Below are 15765 nucleotides of genomic sequence, written 5' to 3'. Positions count from 1 at the left end.
GCAGCAGGGGCCCCGAGGTCCCTGCCCCGGGGCCTGGATCAGCGAACAGCGGGTTACTGCACGTTGATCACTTCGTCCATCGGCGCGAGGAAGTTGCCAGGACTGTTGCGCGACGCCGAGATCACATAGGTTCCGGGTGTTGCGATGGTCGCGGTGCAATGGCGGATGGGCGTGGTGTTGCCACCGTCGTAATTGTCATTGGTACGGCACAGGAACTGACCATTGGCATAGACCGAGAAATTACTCGTTCCATCCACCTGGCCGCCGCCTGTGATGTAGATTTCCGACGGCGAGCCAGCCACACGCGGCAGGGTGCCGATCTCGAATCTGGCCGTCACCGGATGCGGCAACAGGCTAGGACACGGCACAACGAGTCCGCTGTCAGACAGGCAGACCTCGGCGTGGGCGATGGCGGGCGTGGCGATGAGGGCCACGAGCAGCACGGACGTTCTGAACTCCATTCCAGCGTCTCCAATGATCCCAGCAGAATCGCTGGGACGTCCCTGTTAGGCATTGCGGGGTTACTGCAGGGTCAAGGAAACGTAAATGCATGAGCGCCCACAGCATCGGATGGCCGCAGGATCCCCTGTGGGCGGCGCGTTTCACGCCTCCACTGCCGTTGGAACCCATGCCTGACCGATGACCTCATGTCGATGCAGGATGCTCACCGTCGCGCGGCACTTTTCCGGCGCGGATCGACGCTCACACCGCATGTTAGGAATTGCTGCAAACACAAGGCATTGTGCGCCACGCCCGGAATTCACATCAGGGCGCTGGCTATCGTGCGCGCTCTCCCACACCAGGCAGATGCCCATGATCACCATTACCGCCGAACAGGCACGCGCCAACGCCGATGCCGCCAAGCGCCCTATCGAACAGTTCTACCGCGACCTCGACAACTCGATCCAGATCGGCTCGGAGAATGGCCGCCGCTATCTCGTGTTCGGCTTCAGCCAGGTGATGGCCAGCGAGCAGCTCGTCGAAGACGTGACCGCACAACTGCTCAAGAATGGTTTCGGTGTCGAACGGTTGTTGAGCGATTCCGAACAGCACTACATCCGCATCAGCTGGGGATCTGCCGAGCCGTCGCGCCTCAGCGCCGGCTGAGGGTGAACGCGGTGCCGTCCACGCCCAGGTCCCAGCCCTTGCCGGTACCGGACAGGGCCAGCGAGATGTCGCCCTTGGTCATCACCTGCGCGTTGCTGGACTTCACCGCACCGGCATGCGCGCCGACCGAGGCGTAAGTACCCAGCAGTTCGTTGACGTTGACCGCGCCGGTGAAGCTGCCACGCCCGTTGGTGATCTTCGACTTGCCCACGGTCAGGCCGCCGCCCTTCATCTGGATGCGCACCGGCATGCTGGCGCCATTGCTGCAGGTGACCGTGCCATTGCCGGAGGCGGTCTTGTAGATCAGCGACCAGCCGGAGAGGTTGTAGCGCAGCTGGCAATCGAGGTTGCCGGCGGCGTGCGCGGCCGGGGCCAGCGATGCGGCGGACAGGGCCAGCAGCAGGGCGAAGGACGTGTTCATGGCAGGACTTCCAGTTCGGTCGGACTGGCGGCGAATCTAGCAGCGCGCGCGTGCACGTTGAATGCAGGCGCGCGCGCTGGTGCGGCGGCGTTCAGGCCGTCGCTCAGGCCTGCTCGTCCAGGTGGAAGGCATCGGCATCAAGCATCGCCGGAAAGCGCGCGCGGTGTGCGGCCAGCGCCTCGGCCGAGATGGTGGTGGTGACCACCTGTTCGCGCTCGCGGATTTCCACCTGCGGCTGGCCGAGGAAATCCAGCACCGCGCTGTCACCGGCGTAATGCAGCTGGTTGCCATCGACGCCGACACGGTTCACCGCAGCAACGAAGCACAGGTTCTCGATCGCACGTGCACGTAGCAGTGTCTTCCACGCATAGGCGCGTGCCGACGGCCAGTTGGCGACGAAGATCTGCAGATCGAAATCCAGCTGCTGTGGACGTTCAACGTTGTAGCGGTTGCGGCAGAACACCGGGAAACGCAGGTCGTAGCAGACCTGCGGATTGATCCGCCAGCCCTTCCATTCCACGCTCAGGCGCTCGCGGCCGGCCGCATAGCGCTCGTGCTCGCCGCCATAGCGGAACAGGTGGCGCTTGTCGTAGTACTGCAGCTCGCCGTCGGGGGTGGCGAACAGCAGCCGGTTGTAGACGCCTTCGCCATTACGCAGCTGCACGCTGCCGATCACCGCCGCGTCCAGCGCCTTGGCCTGTTCACGCACCCAGGCCACGGTCGGACCATCCATGCCTTCGGCCTGGGCGATGGCTTCATTGGAAAAGCCACTGGTGAAGGTCTCCGGCAGGATCACCAGATCGGTGGTGCCGGCCAGCGGTGCCAGCAGCGCGCCGTAGTACTCACGGTTGCCCGCCGGGTCATGCCAGCGGGTGTCGCCCTGGACGAGGGAAATGCGCAGGTCCTGCATGTTCACGCCTCCGCTCAGAGCAGGCGCAGGCGTTCGATCGCCGCGTCCATCGTTGCTTCATTCTTGGCGAAGCACAGGCGCACCAGGCGCTGGCCGGCCGGCGGATTTTCGTAGAACGGCGACAGCGGAATGGCAGTGACGCCCTTCTCGATGGTCAGCCACTTCACGAACTCATGGTCCGGCAGGTCGCTGATGGCCGAGTAGTCGACCAGCTGGAAGTAACCGCCCGGCACCGGCAGCGCCTTCAGCCGGGTGCTGGCCAGCTGCTCGCGGAAGCGGTCGCGCTTGGCCTGGTAGAACGCACCCAGCTCCAGGTGGTGTTCGGGCTCATCGCGGATCATCGCGGCGAAGCCGTACTGCGCCGGGCCGAAGCTGGTGAAGGTGTTGTACTGGTGCACCTTGCGGAACTCGGCGGTCAGCGCCGGCGGGGCGATCGCATAGCCGATCTTCCAGCCAGTGCAGTGGTAGGTCTTGCCGAAACTGGAGATGACGAACGCGCGTTCGCGCAGTTCCGGGTAGCGCAGCGCCGATTCATGGCGGCGGCCGTCATAGATGATGTGTTCGTACACCTCATCGGAGATCAGGTAGATCTGCGTGCCGCGCAGCAGCTCGGCCAGCGCCTGCATGTCCTGCGCCGACAGCATCGCACCGGACGGATTGTGCGGGGTGTTGACGATCAGCATGCGGGTACGCGGGGTGATCGCCGCACGCACGCGGTCCCAGTCGACGGCGAAGGTCTGCGGATCCAGCGACACATGCACGGCCTTGGCGCCGGCCAGATCGATCGCCGGTTCATAGCAGTCATACGCCGGGTCGAGCACGATCACTTCCTCGCCCGCACGCACCACAGCGTGAATAGCGTTGAAGATGGCCTCGGTGCCGCCGCTGGTGACGGTGATTTCGCTGTCCGCGTCGACCTGCGCGCCGTAGCAGTCCAGCGCCTTCTGCGCGATGGCCTGGCGCAGCGGCGCCACACCCGTCATCGGCGGGTACTGGTTCAGCCCGGCGGCCATCGCCCTGGCGGTTTCATCGATCAGGCGCTGCGGTGCGGAAAAGTCCGGGAACCCCTGACCGAGGTTGACTGCGCCGTGTTCGGCGGCGAGCTGGGACATCACGGTGAAGATCGTGGTACCGACCTTGGGCAGCTTGGTGGTGGGTTGCATCGGCCTGGGGATATGGGGAGACAGGCCCCTGAGTTTACGCAATCCCTGCTTCGGTAGTGCCGGCCGCTGGCCGGCAACCCCAGGCAATCTGCGACGCTGGGTCGCACCTGCCGGCCAGCGGCCGGTACTACCCTGTGAATTCACCGCTACAATTGCCGCCGCACTCCGGCATGAAGACCTTTGCCCCTTGAACACCCCTGCATTGCTGGCCGCCAGCGGCCTGAGCTTTTCCCGCAATGACGAGCCGGTGTTCGGCCCGCTGGACTTCCATGTGGACGCCGGCGAAGCCCTGCTGGTGCAGGGCGGCAATGGCGCCGGCAAGACCACCCTGCTGCGCGTGCTGGCGGGCCTGGCCCGGCCTGGTGCCGGGCAGGTGCAGATCGATGGCAGGCCGGCCGGCAATGCCGAGCGCGCGCGTTACGTCGCCTACCTCAGCCACCTGCCCGCATTGAAGCCCGATCTGGACACGCTGGAGAACCTGCACTTCCTGTGTGGCCTGCACGGCCGCCGTGCGCGGCAGATGCCCGGCAACGCGCTGGCCATCGTCGGCCTGGCCGGTTATGAGGACACCCTTGTTCGGCATCTGTCCGCCGGGCAGAAGCGGCGGCTGGCACTGGCACGCATCTGGCTGTCGCCGGCGCCGCTGTGGCTGCTCGACGAACCCTACGCCAACCTCGACCTGGAGGGCATCACCCTGGTCAACCGGATGATTTCCGCGCACCTCCGCGCCGGTGGCGCGGCGCTGGTCACCACCCACGGCGCCTATGCCGCACCGCCGGTGCGTACCCGCCAGCTCGACCTCGGCGGTACCGCATGATCGCGCCAGGCACCGAGCCGGGCCTGTGGCAGACCGCAGCGGCCCTGCTCAAGCGCGACCTGCGCCTGCTCTGGCGCCGCCGCGGCGATGCGCTGCAGCCGCTGCTGTTCGCGGTACTGGTGGTGGTGCTGTTCGCGCTCGCCCAGGGCCGCGAACCGCAACTACTGGCCGCCACCGCCGGCGCGGTGCTGTGGCTGGCCGTGCTGCTGGCCGGCCAGCTGTCACTGGATTCACTGTTCCGCTCCGATGCCGAAGACGGCTCGCTGGAACAATGGCTGCTGGCGCCGGTGCCGCTGGCCTGGCTGGTGCTGGTGCGCGTGCTGCTGCACTGGGCCACCACTGCGCTGCCGCTGATCGTGGTCAGCCCGTTGCTGGCCGAAATGCTGCATCTGCCGCATGACCAGCTGCCGATGTTGCTGGCATCGTTGCTGCTGGGAACACCGTTGCTGAGCCTGATCGGTGGCGTGGTCGCTGCACTGACCGTAGGCATCCGGCGCTCTGGTATTCTCGTGGCGTTGCTGTCGTTGCCACTGTACGTGCCGGTGCTGGTGTTCGGTGCAGGCAGCCTGGCAGCGGCGGGACGCGGACAGGATCCGGTCGGTGCGCTGCTGATGCTGGGCGCCGGCCTGCTGGTCGCGCTGGTGCTGGCGCCGTTGGCCACCGCCGCTGCAATACGTATTTCTCTGAGTTGACCGAGCTGAGAGCCAATCCACCCCTGCTGGATAGCCGCCACGCATGAATCCGATTGTCCGCTGGTTCCACCAACTCGGTTCGCCCCCCACGTTCGACCGATTCGCTGCCCGCTGGTCGCGGGTGTTCTACCTCGCGGCGGTGCCGGTGCTGCTGGTCGGCATGTGGCAGGCGCTGCTGGTGGTGCCGCCGGAAGCCAAGCAGCTGGACAGCTTCCGCATCCTCTACATCCACGTGCCCAGCGCCTGGATGAGCCTGTTCGTGTTCGCGCTGATGGCGCTGTATGCCGCCATCGCCCTGATCTGGCGGATCAAGGTCTGCGAGATCCTGGCCATGGCCTGCGCACCGATGGGTGCCGGTTTCACCCTGATCACCCTGCTCACCGGCAGCATCTGGGGCAAGGGTACCTGGGGCACCTGGTGGGACTGGGACCCGCGCATGACCAGTGAGCTGGTGCTGCTGTTCCTGTACCTGGGCGTGATCGGCCTGTATCACGCCATCGAAGACCGCCGCAGCGCCGCACGTGCAGCCGGCCTGCTGGCCATCGTCGGAGTCAGCCTGCTGCCGGTGATCCGCTATTCGGTGGACTGGTGGGGCGGCCTGCACCAGCGCCAGTCGATCAACGTGTTCGGTGAATCGGCGATCAGCAGCGCGATGATCGCGCCACTGTGGTGGATGGTGATCGGCACCAAGTTCTGGTTCGCCGGTTCGGTGCTGGCAAAGGCCCGTGCCGACAATCTCGACCGCGAGGCCGGCAAGGCCTGGGTCGGCGGCCGCGTCGATGCCGCACGTCCGGCCGGGGAGGCCCAATCATGACCCACCTGCCCTATGTGATCGGCGCCTACGCCGTGTTCGTGCTGGTACTCGGCGCCGATGCCATCGGTTCGTGGCTGCGCCTGCGCGTGGCACGCCGGTTGGCGCTGGCACGCCAGCAGCGGCAGCAGACCCGCGCCGTCAAACAGGACGCTGCGGCGCCGCTGTCGACGGAGCTGGAACGATGACGCCGGTACAACGTCGCCGCCTGGTCTGGGTACTGCTGGCCCTGCTCGCCTCCGGCCTGGCCACCGCGCTGGTGGCGATGGCGCTGGAGCGCAACATCGCCTACCTGTACACGCCTTCGGAAGTGCTGCGCGGCGATGTCGATGCGCAGTCGCGGTTCCGCCTGGGCGGCATGGTGGTGAAGGGCTCCTTCAACCGCCCGGTCGGTTCGCTGGAAGCACGTTTTGAAGTGACCGACGGCGATGCCCAGCTGGCGGTGACCACGTCGCGGATCCTGCCGGACATGTTCGCCGAAGGCACCGCGGTGGTCGCCAGTGGCCGCCTGCAGGACGATGTGTTCGTCGCCGACGAGGTGCTGGCCAAGCACGATGAGAAGTACGTGCCCAAGGAAGTGGCCGACAAGATGGGCGACGCCCATCGCAAGCATGACGTGCCGGTGACGGCACCCGAGGTGCGCTGAGTGCTGCCCGAACTGGGTCAGATCCTGCTGTTGTGCGCGCTGCTGGCCTCGCTGCTGCAGGCCGGGCTGCCGCTGGTCGGCGCGCATCGCGGCAACACGGCATGGATGGCGGTGGCACGGCCAGCCGCCTTCGCACAACTGCTGCTGCTCGCCGGCGCCTTCGCGGTGCTCACCGCTGCGTTCGTGCAGCAGGACTTCTCGGTGCGCTACGTGGCCGAGAACTCCAATTCGCTGCTGCCGATGATCTACCGCTACTCGGCGGTGTGGGGTGCGCACGAGGGCTCACTGCTGATGTGGGCGCTGGTGCTGGCGCTGTGGACCGGCGCAGTGGCGCTGTTCTCGCGGCACCTGCCTGCACCGGTGCAGGCGCGTGTACTGGCGGTGATGGGCATCGTCAGCATCGGATTCCTCGCCTTCCTGATCTTCACTTCCAACCCGTTCCTGCGCCTGAACCCGGCACCGCTGGAAGGCCGCGACCTCAATCCACTGCTGCAGGACCCGGGGCTGATCATCCATCCGCCGATGCTGTACCTGGGCTATGTCGGCTTCGCGGTGCCGTTCGCATTCGCGGTGGCCGCACTGCTGGAAGGCCGCGTCGACGCACGCTGGCTGCGCTGGACGCGGCCGTGGACCAACGTCGCCTGGGGGTTCCTGACCCTGGGCATCGCGCTGGGCAGCTGGTGGGCCTATTACGAGCTGGGCTGGGGCGGCTGGTGGTTCTGGGACCCGGTGGAAAATGCCAGCTTCATGCCGTGGCTGGTCGGTGCGGCACTGATCCATTCGCAGGCGGTCACTGAGAAGCGCGGCACTTTCGGCAGCTGGACCCTGCTGCTGGCGATCGCGGCCTTCGCGCTGTCGCTGCTCGGCACCTTCCTGGTGCGCTCCGGTGTGCTGACCAGCGTGCATTCGTTCGCTGCAGATCCGTCGCGCGGCCTGTTCATCCTGGTGTTCCTGTCGGTGCTGGTCGGCGGCAGCCTGCTGCTGTACGCGCTGCGTGCCAGCCAGCTCAGCGTGGACGCCGACGATCCGCGCCGTGGCTTCACCGCCACCTCGCGCGAGACCCTGCTACTGGCCAACAACCTGCTGCTGGCCACCGCCTGCGCGATGGTGCTGCTCGGCACACTGTATCCGTTGCTGGCCGATGCACTGTCGCTGGGCAAGATCTCGGTCGGCCCGCCCTACTTCGGCAGCCTGTTCCTGCTGCTGATGGCACCGATGATCCTGCTGCTGCCGTTCGGCCCGCTGGTGAAGTGGCAACGCGACCAGCCCTCGCGCGCGTTCGCGCTGCTGGCACCCTGGCTGGGGCTGGCGGTGCTGCTGGGTGCGCTGGCCTGGTGGCAGGCGCCGCAGAACGGCTGGAAGGCCGGTCTCGGTGTCGCTGCCGCGGTCTGGGTCGGGTTCGGTACCGCACGCTTCGTCTGGCAGCGACTGCGCGGCAATGGCCGCTTCACCGCCGAAATGCTCGGCATGATCGTCGCCCATGCCGGCATCGCCGTGTTCCTGGCCGGTGCGCTGCTGGTGGAAGCCCTGAACGTACAGCGTGAAGTGGCGCTGGCACCGGGCCAACAGGTGGTGGTCGGCCGCCACGAGGTGCGCTTCGAGGGCGTGGACCATCGTGAAGGACCGAACTTCATCGCCGACCGCGGCCACCTGCGCGTGTTCCGCAACGGCCGCGAGCTGGCCCTGCTGCATCCGGAAAAGCGCCAGTACGCCAGCGGCGGCCAGGTGATGACCGAGGCCGGCATCGATGCACGCCTCGATGGTGATGTCTACGTGGCATTGGGCGAGCCGCTGGGCAACAATGCATGGGCGGTCCGGGTGCACATCAAGCCGTTCGTGCGCTGGATCTGGCTGGGCGCGCTGTTGATGGCCCTGGGCGGATTCATCACCGCCGCCGACCGCCGCTTCCGTCGTCCGTAGGAGTTTCCATGTCCGAGTCCCCCGCCCCGCGCCCCTCCCGCCCGCTGCCGCCGGTAGCCATCGTGATCGGCGTGCTGTTCTTCTTCGGCCTGCTCGGGCTGATGATCTACGGGGTGATGAAATCGGGCGATCCGCAGCGCGACGTGCTGCCATCGGCGCTGATCGACAAGCCGGCGCCGGCGTTCGCGCTGCCGGTGCTGCACGACCCGGAAATGATCGTGCACAGCGACGAACTGCGCGGCGCGCCTTACCTGTTGAACGTGTGGGGCAGCTGGTGCGCGGCCTGCCGCGAGGAACACCCGGTGCTGACCCGTTTCGCCGAGAGCAAGCGCGTGCGCGTGATCGGCTACAACTGGAAGGATGAACCGACCGATGCCCTGCATTGGCTGGAACAGCTGGGCAACCCGTTCATGGTCGTGCTCAGCGACGTGGAAGGCCGCACCGCGATCGACTGGGGCGTGACCGCCGCACCGGAGACCTTCCTGGTCGATGGCAGCGGCGTCGTGCGCTGGAAGTACAGCGGTGCGATGACCCAGCGCGTGGTCGACGAGAAGCTGATCCCGGCACTGGAGAAGATCGAGAAGGCCCAGGCCAGTGCCGGCAGCACGCTGCAAACGGCGCCCTGAGCCCATGCGCTGGCTGCTGGCATTGCTGCTCCTGATGCTGCCGTTGGCCGCGCTGGCCCAGCAGCCGCTGCACGACCCGCAGCCGCTGCAGTTCCGCAATGGCGCCGAGGAACGCCGCTTCCACGATCTGGCCGCGCAGCTGCGCTGCGTGCAGTGCCAGAACCAGTCGTTGGCCGACTCGAACGCGCAGATCGCGCAGGACCTGCGCCGCGAGGTGCTGCAGCTGATGCAGCAGGGCCGCGACGACGCACAGATCAAGCAGTTCCTGGTCGCGCGCTACGGTGAGTTCGTGCTCTATCAACCGCCTCTGCAGCCGGGCACCTGGCTGCTGTGGGGCGGTCCGCTGCTGGTGCTGGGCGCCGGCGCGCTGGTGGTACTGGGCATCGTCCGCCGCCGTGGCCGCACGGTTGCTGCCGCCCCCGCCAGCAAGACCGATGAAGGAGACGGATGGTGAGCCATTGGCTGCCGATGCTGGCTGGACTGGTGGCCGCACTGATGGCGGCGCTGGTGCTGTGGCCGCTGCGCCACCACGGTCGCCGCGGTTTCGTGGTGGGCGTGCTCGCGCTGGGCGTGGCCGGTGCCTGCCTGTATCTGCTGGTTGGTGATCCGCGCGCAGCACAGGTACAACCAACCCCGTCGGTAGCCACCCTGCGCGATGGCGTGCAGGCCCTGCAGGATGCACTGAAGCGAGACCCGCAGCGAGCCGATGGCTGGACGCTGCTGGGCCGGTCGCAGGCCGAACTGGGCAACGCCGCAGCCGCCGCGGACGCCTTCGCGCGTGCCGCCGCTCTCGCCCCGGAAGACCCCGGCGTGCTGGTGGAAGCCGCGCAGGCACGTGCGCAGGCCGATGCCGGCAAGCAGTTCGATGACACCGCGATGGCCTGGTTGCAGCAGGCCCGTGCACAGGCACCCGATGCCGAGCGCGCCAGCTGGCTGCTGGGCATCGCCCTGCGCCAACGCGGAAAGAACGCCGAGGCTGCCGACGTCTGGAGCGGCCTGCTGCCACGGCTTGAGCCCGGCGCCGCGCAGGCGCTGCAGGCGCAGATCGCCATCGCCCGCGAAGCCGCCGGCCAGGCGCCCGATGCTGCCGCTGCGGCGCCACCAGCGCTGCTGCAGGTGCGCGTGCAACTGCCTGCGCTGAACAACGCCGAGTGGCCCGCCAGCACCCAGGTATTCGTGCTGGCCCGCGCCGTGGGTGGACCGCCGATGCCGGTGGCCGCACGCAAGCTGCCTCTGGCCGGTTTCCCGGCCACGGTCGGGCTGGGCGACGCAGACAGCCCGATGCCGACCGCACCGTTGTCCGCGCATCGCGAAGTGGAAGTGCTGGCACGCATCTCGCGCAGCGGCAGTGCCAACCGCGGCGAGGACGATCTGCAGAGCGTGCCGGTGAAGGTGAGCCTGCCGCATGAAGGCGTGGTGGAGCTGCGGTTCCCGTAGTGCCGGCCGCTGGCGGGCAACCACGCGGGCGCATCCAGATTCATGAGGTTGCCGGCCAGCGGGCGGCACTACCGGGTGCATCGCCGATGGAAACCAGCGTGTCGCCAGCTCCACATGCGGCCCCGCTAGAATGACTGCATGACCGAATTCATCCCGCCCGGCACCCACTTCCACGCCCTGCCCTCGCCGTTCCCGTTCAAGCGCGGTGGCGCCCTGCACGGCGCACGCGTGGCCTACGAAACCTGGGGAACGCTGGCCGCCAACGCCAGCAACGCGATCCTGATCGTGACCGGCCTGTCGCCGGACGCGCATGCAGCGGCCAACGAGGCCAACCCGGCACCGGGCTGGTGGGAAGGCATGGTCGGCCCCGGCAAGCCGATCGATACCGACCGCTGGTTCGTGGTATGCGTGAATTCGCTGGGCAGCTGCAAGGGCTCGACCGGTCCCGCCTCGCTCAACCCGGCCACGGGCCAACCGTATCGCCTCGACTTCCCCGAGCTGTCGATCGAAGACGGCGCACGCGCCGCCATCGAAGTCGTGCGTGCCCTTGGCATCGAACAGCTGGCCTGCGTGGTCGGCAATTCAATGGGCGGCATGACCGCACTCGCGGTACTGATGCTGCACCCGGGCATTGCGCGCAGCCACGTCAACATTTCCGGCAGTGCGCAGGCACTGCCGTTCTCGATCGCGATCCGTTCGCTGCAGCGCGAGGCGATCCGCCTTGATCCACGCTGGAATGGCGGCCACTACGACGATGCCGAGTATCCCGAGTCCGGCATGCGCATGGCGCGCAAGCTGGGCGTGATCACCTACCGTTCGGCCCTGGAATGGGATGGGCGCTTCGGCCGCGTGCGGCTGGATTCGGACCAGGCCGACGACGATCCGTTCGGCCTCGAATTCCAGGTGGAAAGCTATCTGGAAGGCCATGCACGGCGCTTCGTGCGCTTCTTCGATCCGAACTGCTATCTGTACCTGAGCCGTTCGATGGACTGGTTCGACCTGGCTGAGTATGCCGACGGCGACGTGCTGGCCGGGCTGGCGAAGGTCCGGGTGGAGAAGGCGCTGGCGATCGGCGCCAACACCGACATCCTGTTCCCGGTGCAGCAGCAGCAACAGGTCGCCGACGGCCTGCGCGCCGGCGGTGCCGATGCGCGCTTCATCGGTCTGGAGTCGCCGCAGGGCCATGACGCCTTCCTCGTCGATTTCGAGCGTTTCGGCCCGGCCGTGCGCGGCTTCCTCGACGCGCTGTAAGTGGCATGGCGGCGTAACCTCGCGCTGGCCGCATTCGGTGCGTTGATCGCACTGACGGTCAGCGGCGTGCTGCCGCTGTGGCTGGGCGGTTGGTGCCTGCTCGCCAGCGCGGGGTCGTTCGGCCTGTACGGCCACGACAAGCGCGCGGCGCAGCGAAAGCAGTGGCGTGTTCCCGAGCGCACACTGCAGTTGCTGGCCTTTGCCGGCGGTTGGCCGGGCGCGCTGCTGGGCCAGGCGCTGTTCCGCCACAAGCATCGCAAAGCCGGATTCCAGTGGGTGTTCTGGCTGTGCGTGCTGGCCAACGTGGCCTCGATCGCGGTGATGCTGCGCGAGTTCTCGTGGTAACCGTTCGAATGGGTCGGCCCGGCCGCTGGCCGGAAATTCGGTCTCCTTTAACAGCGTGGCGTGGTGGCCGGCCAGCGGCCGGCACTACCATTCACGCTTCGCGCACCAGAACCCCATCACGCAACCGGTACTGCGCATCCACCACGCCGTCGGGCAGGTCGTCGTGGGTGATCATCAGCAGGCTGCGCCCGTCCAGCAACCCGGAGAGGTCCTGCAGCAACGCACGTGCGGTATCCACGTCCAGACCTTCGGTCGGTTCGTCCAGCAGCAGGATCGGCGCATTGCGCAGCAGCGCGCGCGCCAGCGCCAGGCGTCGTGCCTGGCCGGCCGACATCGTCGCGCCGTTCTCGCCCACCCAGGTCTGCAGGCCACCGTTGCGCTCGGCCCACTCAGCCAGGCGCACGCGACGCAGCACCGCCCACAACGCTGCGTCACTGGCATCGGGATCACCCAATCGCAGGTTCTCGGCCACGCTGCCGGCAAACACCGGCGCGTTCTGCGGCAGCCACGCCAGTTGCCGGTGCCAGTCGGCCTGAGCGAAATCACGCAGGTCGCGGCCCCCGTAGGTCAACCGTCCCTGTTGCGGATCCCATAACCGCAGCAGCAGGCTCGACAGGGTGGTCTTGCCACTGCCGCTGTCGCCGCGAATCGCGATCCGCTCGCCCGGCGCCAGGGTCAGCTGCAGGCCGGACAACACCGGCCGCGCCGCACCGGGCCACTGGAAGTGCACGTCATCCCAATGCACGCGCGCGGCCTGCGGCACCGCCTGCGGCGCCTGCGGGTCCTCCACCGTCGGCGGTTGCTCGACGATGGCCTGCAGGCGATCGGCGGCGATGCGCCCGGACTGCAGCGACTGCCAGGCCAGGCCCATGCCGGCCCACAGTTCGATCAGTGCCACGGTGAGGAACACCAGACCCGCCGCCATTTCCGGCGCGATGCGCTGCTGTTCGGCCGCATGCAGGGCCAATGCCAGCATCGCCACCAGGCCCTGCCCGGCGACCAGGCCATGCAGGGTCGAGGCCGCGATCAGGCGCCAGCGCCGACGACGATCCCGCGAAGCCAGCTGCTTGGCCGCCACGCGCACCTTCAACTGCCACGCTGCACCGGCATGCAACGCGGCCAGATCACCCGCGCCCTCCAGTCCTTCGAAGGCTGCGGTACGCAGGGCAGCACGATGCGCGGCACGGTCGGCCTCCTCATCGTCGCGACCACGCACGCCCAGCCACGGCACACCGAAGGCGATCAGCAACGCCAGCACCGCCAGCAGTACCGCCGCAGACGGCAGGATCACCGCGGCCGAGGCGATCGCCACCAGCGTCAGCGCGCCCAGCGCCACCAGCGGCCCGATCGCACGCACCAGCAGGCCATCCACCTCATTGATGTCACCCAGCAGGCGTGCCAGCAGTTCGCCGGTACGCGTGGCCCCCAGCCGCGCCGGTGCCAGTGGCAGCGCGCGGCGGAAGAACCACACGCGCAGATCGCGGGCGATGCGCAGCGTGGCATCGTGGCCGACCAGCTTCTCGAAGTAGCGCGACACGATGCGCGCCATGGTCAGGCCGCGGATGCCGGCCGACGGCGAAAAGAAGTTGAAGCCCTGCGCCAGCCCGGCCGCACCGGCCAGCGCAGCGGCGGTCAGGAAGCCACCGGACAGGCCCAGCAGGGCGGTGCCGGCCAGCATCGTGATCCACAGCAGCAGCACGGTCAGCAGCAGACGCGGGCGATGGCGCAGGAACACCGCGCGCAGCGAATCAGGCGAACGGCTCATGCGCGCACCGCCTGTGCCGGCTCGACCAGGCGGCCTTCCGGCAACAGCAGGCAACGGTCAGCCCACGCGATCACCGCAGGGCTGTGGGTGGCGACCACCACGGTACGTCCACGTGCATAGGCGGCCAGGCTGCGCAGCAGCGCGGCTTCGGTATCGGCATCGAGGAACGCAGTGGGTTCGTCCAGCAGCAGCACCTGCGGGTCGCGCAGCAGCAGGCGGGCCAGACCGATGCGGCGTGCTTCACCACCGGACAGGCCGAAGCCGCGCTCGCCGATCACGGTATCCAGCCCCTGCGGCAGGCGCTGTGCGAACTGCAGCACCTGCGAGGCCTCGGCCACTGCGCGCAACCGCGCATCGCTGGCACCGGGATCGGCCAGGCGCAGGTTGTCGGCGATGCTGCCGTGGAAGAGGTACGGCCGCTGGCTGGCGTACGCCACCTGCACGCCGGGCCGCAGCTGCAGCTTGCCGGCACGCGGCGGCAACCACCCCGCCAGCGCTTCCAGCAACGTGCTCTTGCCGGACCCGCTGGGACCGACCAGGGCCAGGCGCTGGCCCGGTTCCAGCAGCACGTCCAGATCCTGCAGCACATCATGCGGCGCACCCAGCGGGCGCAGCACCAGACCCTGCGCCTGCAGCGGCGGCAAGGCAGCCTCGGCCGGTTCCACCGCCAACGGTGCAACCTCGCTTTCGATCAAGCCCTGCTCCCCGGGCAGCGACTGCAGCAGGCGCTCCACCTCGGCGGCGGCAGCCAGCGCGTTGGCGCGGTCGTGGTAGTGCGCGGCCAGCCGCCGCAGCGGCGCGTAGAACTCCGGCGCCAGCAGCAGGCAGAACAGGCCGGCGCCCAGCGTCGGCACCGCTGCATGCAGCGACATCAGGCCCAGATAACTCAGGCCCAGGTACAGCGCAACCATCGCCACGCTCACCGAGGCGAAGAATTCCAGCACCGTGGACGACAGGAAGGCGATGCGCAGCACCTTCATCGTACGCACGCGCACGCCTTCGGCGGCGGCCGCGATGCCGTCCAGTTCGGCCTCGCCGCGGCCATACAGGCGCAGCAGGCCCAGACCCTTGATGCGGTCGGCGAAGTGGCCGCTCATCCGCGCCAGCTCGCCCAGCTGCGCACGGCCGGCGGCTTCAGCGCCCCAGCCCACCAGCATCATGAAGAACGGCACCAGCGGTGCGGTGAACAGCAGGATCAGCGCCACCACCCAATCCACCCAGGCCACTGCGGCCAGGATCAGCAGCGGCACCACCACCACTTCGGTACGCACCGGCAGGAAGCCGCTGTAATAGCTCTCGATCGCATCACCGTGATGCAGCATCAGTTCGCCCAGCTCGCCGGTGCGGCGCTGGCGCAGCCACAGCGGCCCATGTCCAAGCAGGCGCGCGAACACACGCTCGCGCAGCGCCAACCGCGCGGCATCGGCCACATCACCGGCAGCCGCCTGGGTGGCGCTGCCCAGCAGCGTGCGCAGCACCAGGATCACCGCCAGCCCAGCGAGCACCGGCAGGCCCGACGCCAGCGGTGCGCGTTCCACCAGCACCTGCTGCACCAGCCAGGCGATGGCAGCGGCCTGGCCGATCAGCAGCGCGCCGGACAGGCTGATGCACAGCGCCGCCAGCCGTTGGCGACCTCGAGCGGAGCGCGCAAGATCGGCCAGCCAGGCGGTGCGGGCACGCCGCTGGCGGGTCGTTTCGGCTTCCGGGGAAAGGCCGTCAGGGGTCGTTTCGGCAGCGCTCAAGGGGTCTTCACGGGTAACAGGGGAGACACGGCATTGTAGGCGCAGGCAACAGCCTCCCCCTGCGGCCGGCGGTCGCAGTCTTCATCGGGTTGGCATACGATCCTCCTGAATA

18 protein-coding genes are annotated in these 15765 nt (G+C 68.2%); 12 read left to right on the top strand and 6 right to left on the bottom strand.

The window, feature by feature from the left end; genetic code table 11:
- Positions 1-53: 53 nt before the first annotated feature.
- Positions 54-461: a hypothetical protein gene (locus V3B64_RS02940; RefSeq protein WP_010486702.1), complete on the bottom strand. Its 408-nt coding sequence runs from the start codon at positions 459-461 to the stop codon at positions 54-56.
- Positions 462-813: 352 nt separating this feature from the next.
- Here V3B64_RS02940 and V3B64_RS02935 point away from each other — a divergent pair, with 352 nt between their 5' ends.
- Positions 814-1107 (top strand): hypothetical protein, encoded by a 294-nt coding sequence (locus V3B64_RS02935; RefSeq protein ID WP_032129780.1) that lies wholly within the window; start codon positions 814-816, stop codon positions 1105-1107.
- Here the strand turns inward: V3B64_RS02935 and V3B64_RS02930 are convergent.
- From V3B64_RS02930 to V3B64_RS02920, 3 genes are all read right to left on the bottom strand, one after another.
- Positions 1094-1528 carry a hypothetical protein gene (locus V3B64_RS02930; protein ID WP_329913588.1) on the bottom strand — a complete coding sequence of 145 codons (435 nt, stop codon included), beginning with the start codon at positions 1526-1528 and terminating at the stop codon, positions 1094-1096. The genes V3B64_RS02935 and V3B64_RS02930 overlap by 14 nt on opposite strands.
- Positions 1529-1631: 103 nt before the next feature.
- Positions 1632-2438 (bottom strand): amidohydrolase, encoded by an 807-nt coding sequence (locus V3B64_RS02925; RefSeq protein WP_329913587.1) that lies wholly within the window; start codon positions 2436-2438, stop codon positions 1632-1634.
- A gap of 14 nt (positions 2439-2452) precedes the next feature.
- Positions 2453-3601, bottom strand: a complete 1149-nt coding sequence (locus V3B64_RS02920; RefSeq protein WP_032129783.1) for a pyridoxal phosphate-dependent aminotransferase — start codon at positions 3599-3601, stop codon at positions 2453-2455.
- Between the two features lie 187 nt (positions 3602-3788).
- On the opposite strand from V3B64_RS02920, the gene ccmA reads away from it, so the two are divergent.
- From ccmA to V3B64_RS02865, 11 genes are all read left to right on the top strand, one after another.
- Positions 3789-4418 (top strand): heme ABC exporter ATP-binding protein CcmA, encoded by a 630-nt coding sequence (ccmA, locus tag V3B64_RS02915; protein WP_032129784.1) that lies wholly within the window; start codon positions 3789-3791, stop codon positions 4416-4418.
- Entirely contained in the window at positions 4415-5110 is a 696-nt protein-coding gene (ccmB, locus tag V3B64_RS02910) for a heme exporter protein CcmB (RefSeq protein WP_032129785.1), read from the top strand. The genes ccmA and ccmB overlap by 4 nt, the downstream gene beginning before the upstream one ends.
- Before the next feature lie 43 nt (positions 5111-5153).
- A complete protein-coding gene (ccmC, locus tag V3B64_RS02905) occupies positions 5154-5924 on the top strand; it encodes a heme ABC transporter permease CcmC (protein WP_329913586.1) in 771 nt (256 codons plus the stop codon).
- On the top strand, positions 5921-6109 hold the full coding sequence (locus tag V3B64_RS02900; protein ID WP_032129786.1) for a heme exporter protein CcmD: 189 nt from the start codon (positions 5921-5923) through the stop codon (positions 6107-6109). Before ccmC ends, V3B64_RS02900 begins: the two co-directional genes overlap by 4 nt.
- On the top strand, positions 6106-6567 hold the full coding sequence (gene ccmE, locus V3B64_RS02895; protein WP_032129787.1) for a cytochrome c maturation protein CcmE: 462 nt from the start codon (positions 6106-6108) through the stop codon (positions 6565-6567). Before V3B64_RS02900 ends, ccmE begins: the two co-directional genes overlap by 4 nt.
- A complete protein-coding gene (locus V3B64_RS02890; protein WP_329913585.1) occupies positions 6568-8487 on the top strand; it encodes a heme lyase CcmF/NrfE family subunit in 1920 nt (639 codons plus the stop codon).
- Positions 8488-8495: 8 nt separating this feature from the next.
- Complete coding sequence (locus tag V3B64_RS02885; RefSeq protein WP_329913584.1) at positions 8496-9113, top strand: DsbE family thiol:disulfide interchange protein; 618 nt, start codon at positions 8496-8498, stop codon at positions 9111-9113.
- A gap of 4 nt (positions 9114-9117) precedes the next feature.
- Positions 9118-9567 (top strand): cytochrome c-type biogenesis protein, encoded by a 450-nt coding sequence (locus tag V3B64_RS02880; protein WP_285301656.1) that lies wholly within the window; start codon positions 9118-9120, stop codon positions 9565-9567.
- The gene (locus tag V3B64_RS02875; protein ID WP_285301655.1) at positions 9561-10550 is read left to right on the top strand and encodes a cytochrome C biogenesis protein; all 990 of its coding nucleotides are present in this window, start codon (positions 9561-9563) and stop codon (positions 10548-10550) included. Before V3B64_RS02880 ends, V3B64_RS02875 begins: the two co-directional genes overlap by 7 nt.
- Positions 10551-10688: 138 nt before the next feature.
- Complete coding sequence (locus tag V3B64_RS02870) at positions 10689-11801, top strand: homoserine O-acetyltransferase (protein ID WP_285301654.1); 1113 nt, start codon at positions 10689-10691, stop codon at positions 11799-11801.
- Complete coding sequence (locus V3B64_RS02865) at positions 11802-12146, top strand: DUF1294 domain-containing protein (RefSeq protein ID WP_329913583.1); 345 nt, start codon at positions 11802-11804, stop codon at positions 12144-12146.
- A 91-nt stretch (positions 12147-12237) separates the two neighbouring features.
- Here V3B64_RS02865 and cydC read toward each other — a convergent pair whose 3' ends face one another.
- Positions 12238-13911, bottom strand: a complete 1674-nt coding sequence (gene cydC, locus V3B64_RS02860) for a thiol reductant ABC exporter subunit CydC (RefSeq protein ID WP_329913582.1) — start codon at positions 13909-13911, stop codon at positions 12238-12240.
- On the bottom strand, positions 13908-15653 hold the full coding sequence (gene cydD, locus V3B64_RS02855) for a thiol reductant ABC exporter subunit CydD (protein WP_329913581.1): 1746 nt from the start codon (positions 15651-15653) through the stop codon (positions 13908-13910). The genes cydC and cydD overlap by 4 nt, the downstream gene beginning before the upstream one ends.
- Positions 15654-15765 lie beyond the last annotated feature (112 nt).

Origin of the sequence: Stenotrophomonas sp. SMYL86, assembly GCF_036320025.1 — a bacterium.
GTDB lineage: Bacteria > Pseudomonadota > Gammaproteobacteria > Xanthomonadales > Xanthomonadaceae > Stenotrophomonas > Stenotrophomonas maltophilia_A.
The sequence above is the reverse complement of the archived record's forward strand: the minus strand, read 5'-3'. Positions and strand labels throughout refer to the sequence as shown.